The sequence below is a fragment of the Streptomyces dioscori genome (assembly GCF_003024195.1).
GTDB lineage: Bacteria > Actinomycetota > Actinomycetes > Streptomycetales > Streptomycetaceae > Streptomyces > Streptomyces dioscori.
Genome location: NZ_KZ679040.1, coordinates 229,358 through 242,428 on the forward strand (window position 1 = coordinate 229,358; position 13,071 = coordinate 242,428).

Sequence of the window (13,071 nt, forward strand, 5' to 3'; positions counted from 1 at the left end):
CTTCCACGTCGCGTCGCATGCGCAGGAGTCCCGTGGGGCGGAGCGAGAACGTGAAAGAGGAATGGCTGGTCACGGGAACCTTTGTTCGTGGCGACAGAAACTGCTCGTACAGGACGAGAGGGGCGCACGAATGGGGGGAGGCCTGGTGACCTGCGGCGCACTAAAACCAGATGCGAAAGGAGGAGTGGCGTGGCGCTGGGCCGCGTTTCCTGACGGGAGATTAGCGAGTTCTGTTCGAGTGATGCAAGGGGATGTTGCGGAATTTGGGTTCCCACTTGCCGGAGGGGGTGTGGGGGTGAAGGGGATTTAAGGTGCACAGAGTGATGAATCAGGGCGAAGAGATCTGATCTGTGATGGCAACGATCCGAGGGTCGGGATGTGCTCGTCAAGTATCGTTTGACAGGTCGTCGTCGCGTCAATCGCCCGTGCCGTGGGCCGGACGGTGACCCGAGAGGGGGAAGCGTGGAGGTCGGAGAAGACTTCGGGCCTTGGCTGGCCCGTCAGCTCCAGCTGACGAGGATGAAGCAGACGGAGCTGGCCGAGGCGGTGGGAGTGACCCGTGCCGCTGTCTCCGCCTGGATCACCGGTCGGGCCGAGCCCCGGACCGAGACGATCAACAAGATTGCCGAAGCGCTCAAGCTGGACGTGGGTACGCTCCACACCCGCACCACGGACACTTTGGCCGGCCTCCCCTTCACCTGGTACCACCGCCCCGGACACGCGGACGGCGGACGGGAGTTCGGCAACGCGGCGGCCTTCGCCTTCGAGGCCGACCTGGAGGTCCTGGCCCGCGAGGCGACCCAGAACAGCCTGGACGAGCGTCGCAGAGGGAACGAACAGCCGGTCCGCGTCCGCTACACCCTGAACGAACTGACCGGCGAGACCCTGGCCCGATTCCGCACGGCCATCCGCTGGGACGACCTCTTCCCGCACTACGAGAGCGCCGCCGCGCAGGACCAGAAGGTCGGCCGTGTCATCAGCGCGGGACTCCGTGAGATGTACGAGCGGGACCGCTTGGTGCTGCTCCGCGTGGACGACTACAACGCGAGCGGTCTGACGGGCGACGACTACGCCGACGGCCGCTTCGCCGCTGTCGTACGGCGCCAACTCGACAGCCGCAAGGTCGACTCCGGCGCCGGTGGCTCCTACGGTTTGGGCAAGGCCACCTTGTGGGCCACCAGCCGACTCGGCCTCGTTCTCATCAACTCCACCCTCGCCGAAGCACACGAAGGGCGCACCGATCGACGGCTGATCGGGCGTCTCGACCTTCCGTGGCGCGAGGTGGACGGCAAACCGTACGCGGGCCCCGCCTGGCTCGGCCGCCCGGACGCCGAGGCGGACAACGTGGACGTGGTGCGTTCCTGGTGGGCGGACGAGGACACCGTCAGGAGCCTGCATCTCGATCGAGAGAGTGACGACCCCGGTACCTCTTTCCTCATCGTCGGGGCGCACGATGTCGCGAGCCTCGCGGGCGCCCGGTCCGACGGCGACCCGGGCGACGACGAGGACAGCCTGGAACGCATGCACAGACGGCTGGTCCAGGCTCTCGGTCGTAACTTCTGGGCGGCGATGACGACGGGCGGTGACCGACAGCCGCTCCTGGAGGCGTCGGTCCGTACCCAGCGCAACGGCGACGAGTTCCTCAAGGAGGAGCGGGTCGACCCGGTGATCTACCAACCGGCGCGCTCCCGGGCCCTGCAGGCTTTCCTCGGGGGGAACACGGTGGAGCGGATCACCGAAGTGGGCCAGGTGGCCGCTGTCACCGTGCCGCTGAAGGTGCCGGACATCGAGGGGCGTCCCGGCTCGGGCGGTGAACACCGAGCCGTGCTGCTCGTCACCGACGCCTCGGACGCCGACGGCAGGCCGAACCAGGTGACGGCGATGCGCGGCAACCGGATGACGGTCAAAACCAGCAGGGTCCCCGACCTTCCCCTGGGGACCGACCCGTTCCAGGCGGTCCTCCTCGCGGGGCGCGCCGCTGGCGACGGCGCCCCGTTCGCCGCGGAAGCCGAGGAGTTCCTGCGTACGTCGGAGCCCCCCGAACACAACAAATGGAGTCAGACGGAGGAGTTGCGTATGCGCTACTCGCCGTCGGCCCACCGCCGGATCGCGGCGCTGACGACGGCGACGAACAAGGCCGTCAAGGAACTGGTCGCCGTTCAGAAGGAGAAGAAGGACAGCAACGGCACGGGGAAGGTCCGCAAACGGCTGAAGGTCTCCGGTAAGGCTGCCGCCAAGGGCAACACGGCCGTGGCGCTGCCGAAGCTCGACGATCTCGATGCCACGGTCGGCGCCGACGGAGCGTGGCAGGTCACCGCCGAGGTGAAGGTGCCCACGGGCGGAGATACCTGGCACATGAGCCCGGTCGCGAAGTTGGACGTCAGGTCCGGTCCGCGACCTGTGGTGCGATGGGCAGAACTCGTCGCGGTCAGCAACTGTGAAGTGGTGGACGGCGTCCTGCACTTCGCGCCCGGCGCGCGCCGCGCCTCCTTCCGGGGAGTCACCGACGTGTCCACGCACACCGTACGGGCCGCGCTGACCGGTCTCGTCGTCGAGCTCCACACGGGTAGGGGAGACAGCGCATGAGGGCCTATCCGTACCCCCGGCCGTCCGGCCCCGTGACCATGCGGGTCACGGCCGTACGGCTGAGCGGGCCCGACGAGGCACGGGAGGATCTGGACACCAAGGGTTACTCGGTCGTCGAGCAGGTCGTGGCCCTGGGGCGGGCCGAACGCTCGGACTGGGAGACGGCTCGGTTGAAGCTGTCGGCGACCGTGCCGGCCCGGGAGATGGAGACCAAGGGGCACTGGTCCGAGGTGACGGTCGTCGCCGTCCTGGCTGAGAAGGCCACCAACGCCCGGACCGTCGCCCGGCTGGAGCCGGAGGGACCGGCCAACCGGGAGTGGACGGGAAGCATCATGCTTGTTCGGCCCGACCACCTGGACAGGGCGACGCTCTCCGTCCACGTGGTGGCCACCGTCGACGGCGTACCGGGTCGGATCATCGCCTCCTCGGAGCGGGACTGGATGGTCGACGTGACGGCCGACGTTCCGCTGCGGGACCGGCAGTTGGACGTCGTGACGGTCAGCTTCGCGCGTGCGGCCGAGTGGCTGCGCCCCTTCCGGGACGCTCCATGGATGGTGGACACGTCGGGCCGGATGCCGACCGTCCGTCTGAACACCGACTTCGACGGCCTCACCGCGTTGGTGCAGGGAGCGGGGACCAAGGTCGAGAGTCTGGTGGGCGAGATGCTGCTCTCCCAGTTGTGCACCGACGTATGGACCGCCGTTTTCCATACCGCCATCGGCGACTTGGAGATCGAGGACGACGGGACGCCGCTGCTTCCACCCGATTGGCGGGGCGAGGTGCTGCGCGAGATGCTGCCGGACGTCGTGCCCGGGCGCTCCGTCGAGGACGCGCTGCGCGAGGTGCACGCCCGACGTACCGGGGACGGGACCTGGGCCGAACTCCAGCCGCGCATCCACTACGCCGCCACGCGCCGTGCCGAGGTGCCCAAGGCGCTGGGCGAGACCGTCCGGGGCATCGAACGACTCGACCAGGAGGCCACCGCGTGACCGCAAGACCCGAGCACCTGCCGGAGCGGCTGGCGCTGCTCGCCGACATGCAGGCCGCCACGTACATCACCGAGGGTCTGCTGACGGGCCGTGAGGACGTGCCGTCGATCGCGTTGAACAAGACCACGGAGGAACTGCCCGTCGACGATGCCCGATTCCGCCTGCGGCGGGTGCGGGACCTGATCGACGACGTCATGTACAAGGTGCAGGCGGAGGAGAGACCCGTCACAGCGGCGGACGCCTGGTTGGCTCCCCGCTTGCACGCCACGCTCCGGCTGACCCGCCGGGAGGCGGCGGACGCACGGCTGTGGAACTACCTGGCACTCGGAGTGGCACCGGACTACGTCGTCCGGCGCCACCTGCCGACGACACCGAAGAAGGACGGCGGCGCGCCGAGCGTGGCCCGGGCCAGGTTCCGTGGCGTCCACTACACGCAGGCGTTCGCTCGGCTGTGGTGGACGGCGGAACTGTTCCGCAACGGCCCTGACTACACACCCGTCGTGGTCGCGTGCGGGAACCAGGACATGCTCAACACCGCCCTACGGATGGACGTCGTCGACCACCGTCCGACGGCTCTGGCGCTCGTCCGCCTCATCGAACGCGAGGTGATACGTACCGGCCGTGAGGCCAACGCGTTGGCCTCCGCGGTCAACGCGTCGGCAGCCACGCTGATGTACGACGTGGTCGCGCAGGACTCCGAGCGGGACGCGGAGCCTCTGCGCGACTGGATCGCAGCAGCGGAGGGAGCCTCCCCTGTCAGTCGGAACGCGCTGCCCGAGGGGCCGGAGGAGGAGCGGGCGCCGGAGACCTCGGTGGATGTGCTCACCGACTACTTCGAGGGACTCTTCGCGGATGCTCCGGTGCGGGGGCGTGAGGTTGTGGAGGAGTCCTCGGCAGGCTGATCGTAAGGGTGCCCGGTCGGACAGGCTCGCTCCGGCGGACACCCTCCGAGCCGGAGATCTGCGCTGCGTAGGGCATCGACGGAGCCGCCCCATTCGAGGTTCAGCCCGTCCGGGAAAGAGGGGGCCAGACCGAGCGCCGCCCCGAGGACGTGCATGCCGAACACAGGTGGCACCGCATTACCGACCTGCTGCGCCTGGTCTTTACCGCACCATGGAAAATCTCCGGGGAACGACTGGAGGACGCCGGCCTCGTGAATGGTGAAACGAGATAGCGGTTTCCCGCTCGCGTTCATCGGTCGGTTGCGAGAAATCTTTCCCGTGACTGTGAATGAAGGTTGGTCCCAGTGTCGGATTCCCCGATTCTTTGGATCCCCACCGGAACCGTAGTTGGAGACCACGTAGAATTTCGAATCACGCGAAATCGAATGGTGGGAGGCGTCCAGCTCCTTCTTTGCGGCGAACAATGCAGTGTGCATAGAGCGCCACGGCTTCTTTGAATTTGTTTCGGGTTCCTTTGATTCGACGGGAAACAACGTCGCGTCGTTCCCGGTAGATTTCTGCCTGAGCGTGATGAAACGGTCATGTGTAGGGTCGGGCAGCTTCAAGGGCTCATCAGGGTGCTGCTCCCCGTCGATGAGGCGAGCGACGAGGACTGCTCGTTTACGCGTCTGTGGGACGCCGTACTCCTCGGTACGCAGTACCTCGTAATCCACCTCGTACCTCACCTCGTCGTTCTGGACCTGTCCGGAACTGTCGAGGCGTGGCCGCTTGATCGCGCCGCCGGCGAGCACCCTTGCGTAAGCATCCCAGACCGCGTAGACCGCGGGTACCTGCTCCAGGACGATGTATCGGTACGGTCCCCTGCCGGAGTTTATTGCCTTCAGCAGGTAGCGCAGCGGCTCCAATACCAGGCCGGTACGCGCATCGAGGTCTTCGAGCTTCTTGTCGACGAGCTGACCTTCTGGGTCTTCGATCAGCTCGTCGATGAGTTCCGTGACCGTATCCAGAGCTTCTCGCCCGGCACCTTTCCCCGCGATGGAGAATGACTGGCAGGGCGGTCCACCTGCCAGAACCCTTGTGTGCGGGACCTCGTCATAACGCTCCTTGCGCATGACGGTCACATCGGCATGAATGGTCGGCAGGCCGGCCCGGTAACGCGTTTCACATGCGTTGCCGTCCAACTCGATACCGACGCTGGTGAGACCCAGGAAGTGCGCTGCGACATCCAATCCACCAGGGCCGGCGAAGAGGTCGAGGACGTCGTAGTCAAATGATCTGTCCTCGGAGTCGTGCGTCTGCGGTTCCGGGTTGCTCATGTGGCCGAAGTGTAGCCGGCCGGTGGGTGTGATCGTCGCCCCAGTGCCTCGGCCACCGCACGCCCCAGAGCCTCACCGACCGCAGGTGGGGCGGCGTTGCCCACCTGCCGGTAGCGAGCGGTCTTTCCACCGGCGAAACGCCAGTCCTCGGGAAAGTCCTGGAGCAGTGCCGCCTGCGCCACGGTGATCTTCACCAGCCCTTCGTCCCCCAGAGCCGGGTCCCACCTGAAGTCGTGATCGGGGATCTCGTCACCGAAGGACTTCGTGTAGACCCCCATCCGTTCCCACCGGGCCTTGGTGCCGCGCGGCCCGAAGTCCGCGCCTCCTCGCGCCTTGGAGCCGCCCACCAGCGTCGGTGCGACATGTACGGCTTGTGCTGCCCAACGGTCGGCGTCCGACCAGCCCCGGGACCGCATCGACCGTGCCAGCGCCTGCCCCACCGATACATGTCGGCGAACGGTGGGCGCAGGTGGCTGAAACGCCGCGGCCCACCGGCGCTTCACAGCCACGAGGACACCCGACTCGCGGTCCTGTGGCACTCCGAAAGCCGCGGCGTTCAGGACGAACCAGCGTAATTCGTAGCCGAGGTGCTCCAGTTCGCCGCGCAAGAAGTCCCGTACGGGTGCGAAGGAATCCTTGTCGACCAAGGTGCGCATGTTCTCGATGACCAAGGCCCGCGGTTGTACGGCGTGGGTGAGGTACGCGGTGGCCTCGATGAGCCGGATCTCTTCGTCGGACGAGTCGCGTGTCACTGTCGCGCTCGACTTCACCCGGGGAAGCCCGGCCGTGAGCACGTCCACGTCGTACGCTTCCGGGTGCTCCGAAGGGTCGAATTCCAACAGGTCTTCTTGCACCACATTCCAGTGCGGGCGGTTCATCAGGAGTGTCTCGCACGCATGTGGGTCGATGTCCAGGACCAGCTTCGGCTCGAAGCCGGCTCTCTCCAGCCCGAGCGCGAGACCCCCCGCGCCCGAGCAGACATCGACGAACGTCAGCTCATCCATCCTTCCGCACCCCCCTGTTGCCGTGCCGCTGCCGGTCCACTGCCGCCGCCACCCGCTCCGCCACGTCCCCCGGCGCCTCGTGCTCCCAGAACCGCAATACCGTCCATCCCGACGACACCAGGTGCCGTGTCGTCTCCGCGTCCCGGGCCATGTTGCGGTCCAGCTTCTCGCGCCACCACTCTGCGTTCGCCTTCGGCCGGGTCGCGTGCTGCGGGCAACCGTGCCAGAAGCAGCCGTCCATGAAGACGGCCACCTTGGCACGGGTGAAGGCGATGTCGATCGTGCGCCGGGACATCCCCGGGACCCGGACGTTGAGGCGGTACCGACGACCTGCGGCATGGAGCAGTTTCCGCACGGCCACCTCGGGTGCGGTGTCCCGTCTCGCCTGCTTGCTCATCCTCGCGGAGACGGCGGACGAGGACGGTTTCGCGGTGTTCATGGACGTTTCCCGTGCTCAGCTGTCCTGGAGATCGACGATCGCGTGGCCGCTCCTGCCGTTGTCCCGGGCCCGGAAGCGCAGCAGGCCGCGTCCCGCCCGTGCGGAGTCACCCGGTGCGACCAGGGTAAAGGCCATGACCAGACGACGGGGGTCGATCGAGCCGTCGGTGGAGAGCACTGGATCGCCCTCCACGACCGGGTACAGCACGACGGCGCCGCGTCGGGGACGGACGAGTGACTCCACGGTTTCGTTGCCGTGTGGTGCCTCGCCGGACCCCGCGATGCGTAGCACGGAGGGACGGTGCTTGGGCTCGCTGATCGCACCGAACAAATCGTTCCTGCGCCGCGTACGACGGGCCAGCGACAGCGGCCGTGATCCCAGCACACGCCCTTCGGTACGGCGGCCCGACGTCTGCTGCGGAGCGATCACGACCCAGTCGTCGATGGGCGCGTTGAGGTTACCCGCCTCGACAAGGGATTCCAGGTGGGGCGAGAACTGACGCGGCTCCGACCAGCGCAGCTCGCACAGCACCTTGAGGAGCGTGTCGTGGTCGACGGTGGAGACGAGTGCCTCGTACGTGGTTCCGCCACCGGCGAGGGTGACCGGCGGAGCGTCGAGGCGGTCGAGTACCGGCTTCCACATCTCGACGTTGTGACGCAGGTCGGCCGCCGCGCCGGCAGCCGGGTAGGCCGACGGCTCCACCCACTCGCCCGGCGACCTGATCTCCACCAGCTCCGCGTTGAACATCTTGTTCCGCGCCGACGGCTTGAGCCACGGCAGGTGCTGGGCGACCAGGGGCGGCACCTGCGAAGGCGTCAACTGCGGACGGCCGTCCACCAACTCCGCGTACCGCGCCAACTGCCCGCGGAACAGTTCCTCGTCCCGGCACACCGCCTCGAACGCCTCGTACAGGTCCGCCGTCTCGTTGCGTCTGTACGCCTCCTCGCGGCCGATGTACAGGCGTACGAGGTCGCGGTAGCCGGGGCGGAAGCCGAACCAGCGACCCATCTGCATCAGGGTGTCCGCCTGCTGGGTGGTGCGGCGGTAGTAGGTGACCGTCAGGCCCTCCACCGTGAAGCCGCGCGAGAGCTTCGTGCCGCCGACGAGGATCTTCCAGACGTTCGGCGTGCGGTCGAAGTCCAGGTCGAGCTGGTCGAAGTAGCTGTCCGAGTCGCCGTTCACGACGATGACGGGTCGGCTTCCGGAACCGATGAGCTGGCGGGCGCGGCTGACGTGCGAGCGCAGTTCCTCGTACGAGGCCGGCACGGGCAGGCCGGCCGCGCGGGCCTCGCTGACCTTCGCGTGGTCCGACTCCCACAGCGCGGCGAGCCGCGTGTGACCCGCTGTGGACGCGTAACCCGCCTCGTGCCACATGGAGTTGATGCGCAGCGCGAGCTCCGCGTGGTCGTCCTTCTTCACCGACTCGTGCACCAGCATCGTGTGGTGGCGGAACGGGCCTTCCGGCACACCGTGCGCCGCCCGGTACAGCTTGAGCGCGCCGGACAGGACGAACGCGTCCATCGCCTCCTGGAGGCGGTCGCCCGTGGAGTCGTAGATGCCGCGGACGTGTGCCTTCTCCTGCGAGTCGGTGTACGTCCGCTCCTCGTGCGGCACCGCCGAGTCCAGGTCGTGGAAGTCCTGCACGCCCATGTAACCGGCCGGGCGGGGGAGGGAGATGAGGAAGTCGGAGGGGAAGATGTCGTCGCCGTCGCTCGGGTCCACGAAGACGTTGGCGAACGGGGTCGCCGTGTAGCCGACGTACTGGGCGCGCGGCAGCAGGCCGAGGAGCTCGGATATGAGCTTGTTGATCGCGGTGCGATCGGTGCGGCCCTGCTCCCACTTCTTCGGGTTCGACGTGTTCACGGACGCCTGGTCGGACTCGTCGTCGATGATCAGGGCGGGCAGCTCGCCGAGGATGCCGTGGATCTGCTTGAGGTCCTTGACCAGTTTCTCCAGGACGCCCTTGTTCTTCTTGACCACCATCACGCGGGCAGCCGCGTGGTGGAGGTTCGACGGGTCGTGCAGCGGGCGGGTCGGTTCGCGCTTCTCGAACTCCAGGGCGCGGATGCCCTGCGCGAGGCTCTTGTAGTCGTTGTCGCGTGTGGTGAGGCGTTCGATGTCGAAGGCGCCGCGGGTCGAGGGGCGCCCACCGTGCCGGACGAACTCAGGCCACTCCTCGTCGTCGCCCACGTAGTCCACGCCGACCAGGCTGTCCACGTCGTCGGGGTCCGCGCCGCGCAGGATGTTCTCCTGCCCGATCAGCTCCATGTCGAGGCGACGCTGCGTCTGAGCGCGCAGCATGTTCAGGGTGCCGCCGAGAACGATGACCAGGCGGTATCCCGCGTCGACGGCCTTCGCGGCCACACCGGTGAAGTTCGCGGTCTTGCCGGACTGCACGTAACCGACGACCAGGCCCTTCGCCTTCCGCGCGGCAGTCTGCTCCGGGTCGGACAGGCGCTCGACCACCGCGCGGCTCGCCTCGTCGAGACCGGCGACCGCCTCCGGCGACCAGCCCTTTGCGCGCAGCTTGCGTTCGTACGCCCGCCAGTAGAACGAGCGGGCCTCCGCACGCTCCGGGGTGTACCAGGGGGTGAACTCCCGGGTGATGACCGTCGCGCCGGGCACCTCGGACACCCGTACCAACTCGTCGAGCACCTTGCGCAGGTCCTCACCGAGCCGCAGCCGGTCGTACGCGGCCGCGCGCCGCTGCGGGGTGCGCGGCGGGACGTCGGGAGCCCAGGGGGCGGACTCGGCGAAGTCCCAGTCGTTGAGGTGACGGCTCCACAGGGCGAGGAGCGCCTCGTCGCCGGTGGTGAGCCGGACGCGGAACGTCTCCTCGGTCAGATCGGCGTCGGGGTGGTCCTCGTCGGCGGCCAGCGCCGCCCACTTGGCGAAGTGCTTCGGGCCGCCCGTCATGCCGGACAGGGCGGAGGTGTGGATGGCGAGGAGGTCGTCGTCGCTCACGGAGGTCCTTAGACGATCGGGGTGGTGGTCACGGTGACGGGCACGGTGGCGGGAGGATCAGGAGACGCCGCGTTCGCGGCGCTCGCGCTGGACCCGTACCGACGCCAGCAGGATCGTGTTCCAGTAGTCGACGCGGTCCTGGCGCGTCTTCTCCCAGCGGCCGAGGCCGAAGCAGTCCTCAAGGAGGAGATAGAGGAGCGTTTTCGTGACCGGGGCGTCGTTCGAGCCGCCGCGCCGGCCGTCGTTGAAGTCCTCCCGGAACGATCTGTTGAGGAGGACGGCGTTCGCCTCGCGGTCGAGGTCGAAGAAGCGGTCGTGCGGCAGAGGGGCCCAGCGGAACTCGATGGGCTCCTCGCCGGGCTTCTCCGGCAGCTCCTCCTTGACGACCCGTTTGACCTTCGGGTCGAAACCCTTGCCGGGCGGCGTCACCGGCTTGCGGGTGATCTCGGCGCGCTTCGAGCCGTCGCGGTACGCCGCCTCCGCGTCCGAGAGGTAGGCGAGGAAGGTGTGGCCCGCCGCGTCCACCGCCTCCTCCACGCCGAGCGTGAAGGCGGGGGTCACGGTGACGCCCTCCTTCTTCACGTCGAGGCTGAAGACACCGTTCGGCGTGGTCGGCAGGTCCACCTCCACGCGAGCCAGGACGAGGTGGCCCTCCGGACTGCGGAGGCCGTTCCACCCGCCCGCCTGCACGAGCCGGTCGTTGCGGTAGAAGTAGAAGCCCTGCCGCTCGGCCAGGGCACCGATCTGCCGGAAGCCCGCCTGCTTGGACTTGGCGGCCCAGATGTGCGCGGTGAGCGTCACCTCGCCGGCGCCCTCGACCGTGGCCGTGAACGATCGGGGGTAACCCGCCCGCCCCGGCACCTTGTAGCCGAACGGGTCGAGTGGCTCGACACTGATGTGGTCCAGCTCCTCCCACTGCCCGCCGTCGCCGTCGCCGACGTCCCACACGGCGATGTCCAGCTTCAGGCCCTTGCGCAGGAACCGGTGGAAGTAGAGGCCGAGGTGGGTCTCCAGGCGGGATATCGCCTTCGACAGGTACTGGTCGCTCTGTCCGCGCGCGACCGTCTCGAAGGTCCGCACCTGGTCCCAGCGGACCACCGTGCCCTGCCACTCGATGACGCCGTCGTAGCGGTCGACGAGGTCCTGCGCGTAGCGCGGGTCGACGGTGTCGCAGCGGAAGCCGTCCTCGATGCCCTCGGCCGTGAGGCGGCGGCCCGCGGCACGGGTGCGCCGGGTGCGGCTGACGACGGTGAGCGAGGAGGCGTGGGAGAGGGAGGCGGCCTTCAGGCCGGTGCCGTACATGCCGAGGGAGTCGTCGTCGTAGTCGCGGAGCTTGCCGACCGTCATCGCGGCGTCCAGGCCGGCGTCGTCCATGCCGCGGCCGTTGTCGATGATCAGAAGCGTCAGGATGCGCTCGGCGTCCCGCAGGAAGTGCACCACCATCTCGTCGGCGCCCGCGTCGAGGGAGTTGTCGATCAGGTCGGCGACGGCGACCTCGAAGCCGTACCCCTGGTTGGTGAGCGCCTTGCCGTATCCGGAGTTCGGGGGCAGGTGCGTACTGCCGGTGGTGGGGACGTCGTACTGCCAGGCTGCGCTTGATTCGTAGGGCATGAGCTTCCTCGCGCACACAGGTCGGAGCCTGCGTGGGGGGAGGAGCAGCCCGACATACCGATCGATGATGTGACGGTACTGCAAAGGTCGGACACCGGAACCGTCTGTACCGAAATCGAGACGGAGAGTTCCCTGTGGCCCTTGTCCGGGCGGCCGAGGGCTCCGGTCTGAGCCCTCGTCGCCGGGGACGGGCGTACGGCGCAAGGCCGCCTACAGGTCCGCCCCATGACAGTCCCCATACCCCCGCCCCGACCCACACCAACAACCCGCCCCCCGCTCCGGCGGCCAAGCCACAGCCCGTCCCCTCGCCGCCAAGGTCGTCGCATACTGCGGTAGCAGCGACGCGTCGCCCGGTGAAGCCAGTTCCGAGGCTGCGAAGGCCTCGTACGACGGGACCGTGCCTGTCACGATGCCCAGGTTCGGGGTGCCCGAGGACGACAGTTCGCGCAGCGACGCTTCTATCGTCGACAGGTGTTCCTCGTGGGACGGGTATTCCGCGGTCAGGGTCGGGTACGCCGTCAGGAGTTCGGTCAGTTCGGGGGCCGGCCAGTGGAGGACCGCCACCGGGAACGGGCGTGACAACGCCTCGCGGAACGTGCCCAGTTCGGCGCGCAGGCGGCTGATCTCCGCCTGCAGTTCCGCCGGGTTGTCCGAGCCCAGCGACCACACCCGCTTCGGGTCGTGCAGCTCGTCCAGGGTGACCGGGGAGGAGTTGAGCGTGTCCGCGAGGGAGTCCCAGTCGTCGTGGGACAGGCCCAGCATGCGACGTACGCGATGGCGGCCGAAGAGGACGGGGTGCGTCGCGTACGGCGGCTCCGGGACGTCCGTCAGGAGGTGGACCGCCGCCTCCGTGAACGTCTCCTGCGCCGCCTCCAGCTCGTCGTGGGACTCCAGGGACTCGGCGACGATCACCCAGGGGGCCGGATCGCGCGGTGCCGCCACGCGGACGCCCTCGATGATCGCCCTGGCCTCCGCCTCGTGGCCGTACTCCCAGAGGTTGGCCGCCTTCAGGGCCCGTACCAGGAACGGGTTCTCCAGCGGGGTCGTGCCGGAGAGCAGGCTGTCGTAGAGAGAGGTGGCTCGCGGGCGGTCGTCGGCCAGTTCGAGGTGGGCCGCCGCCTGCACGAGCAGGTGTTCGGCGTCCTCGGGATACAGGCCGGCTGTCCGCTCCAGGCGTGCTGCTTCGGCGTTGTGGTCGACGTACTCGGCAGACGTGTCGGGGCGCATGAGTGACACCGTACTGCCGACCGCCGACAGAGG

At 68.3% G+C, this 13,071-nt stretch carries 9 protein-coding genes; 3 read left to right on the forward strand and 6 right to left on the reverse strand.

Going from position 1 to position 13,071, the window contains the following annotated elements; all coding sequences use genetic code 11:
- The first annotated feature begins 462 nt into the window (after positions 1-462).
- From C6Y14_RS09010 to C6Y14_RS09020, 3 genes are read left to right on the forward strand one after another with little or no spacing between them, the layout of a single operon-like run.
- Entirely contained in the window at positions 463-2,586 is a 2,124-nt protein-coding gene (locus C6Y14_RS09010) for a helix-turn-helix domain-containing protein (protein ID WP_225890978.1), read from the forward strand.
- Positions 2,583-3,575: a hypothetical protein gene (locus tag C6Y14_RS09015; RefSeq protein ID WP_107016015.1), complete on the forward strand. Its 993-nt coding sequence runs from the start codon at positions 2,583-2,585 to the stop codon at positions 3,573-3,575. Before C6Y14_RS09010 ends, C6Y14_RS09015 begins: the two co-directional genes overlap by 4 nt.
- Positions 3,572-4,477, forward strand: coding sequence for a DUF6339 family protein (locus C6Y14_RS09020; RefSeq protein WP_107016016.1), 906 nt, complete (start codon positions 3,572-3,574; stop codon positions 4,475-4,477). Before C6Y14_RS09015 ends, C6Y14_RS09020 begins: the two co-directional genes overlap by 4 nt.
- On the opposite strand, the gene C6Y14_RS09025 is transcribed toward C6Y14_RS09020, so the two are convergent.
- The 6 genes from C6Y14_RS09025 to C6Y14_RS09050 all read right to left on the reverse strand — a co-directional run bounded on the left by C6Y14_RS09025 (position 4,405) and on the right by C6Y14_RS09050 (position 13,038).
- Positions 4,405-5,793 carry a DNA cytosine methyltransferase gene (locus C6Y14_RS09025; protein WP_107016017.1) on the reverse strand — a complete coding sequence of 463 codons (1,389 nt, stop codon included), beginning with the start codon at positions 5,791-5,793 and terminating at the stop codon, positions 4,405-4,407. The genes C6Y14_RS09020 and C6Y14_RS09025 overlap by 73 nt on opposite strands.
- A complete protein-coding gene (locus C6Y14_RS09030) occupies positions 5,790-6,797 on the reverse strand; it encodes a DNA cytosine methyltransferase (RefSeq protein WP_107016018.1) in 1,008 nt (335 codons plus the stop codon). The genes C6Y14_RS09025 and C6Y14_RS09030 overlap by 4 nt, the downstream gene beginning before the upstream one ends.
- Positions 6,790-7,236: a very short patch repair endonuclease gene (locus tag C6Y14_RS09035; protein WP_107016019.1), complete on the reverse strand. Its 447-nt coding sequence runs from the start codon at positions 7,234-7,236 to the stop codon at positions 6,790-6,792. Before C6Y14_RS09035 ends, C6Y14_RS09030 begins: the two co-directional genes overlap by 8 nt.
- A gap of 15 nt (positions 7,237-7,251) precedes the next feature.
- Entirely contained in the window at positions 7,252-10,152 is a 2,901-nt protein-coding gene (locus C6Y14_RS09040) for a Z1 domain-containing protein (protein WP_107016423.1), read from the reverse strand.
- Between the two features lie 105 nt (positions 10,153-10,257).
- Entirely contained in the window at positions 10,258-11,811 is a 1,554-nt protein-coding gene (locus C6Y14_RS09045; protein ID WP_107016020.1) for an ATP-binding protein, read from the reverse strand.
- A gap of 210 nt (positions 11,812-12,021) precedes the next feature.
- Entirely contained in the window at positions 12,022-13,038 is a 1,017-nt protein-coding gene (locus C6Y14_RS09050; RefSeq protein ID WP_107016021.1) for an SEC-C domain-containing protein, read from the reverse strand.
- Positions 13,039-13,071 lie beyond the last annotated feature (33 nt).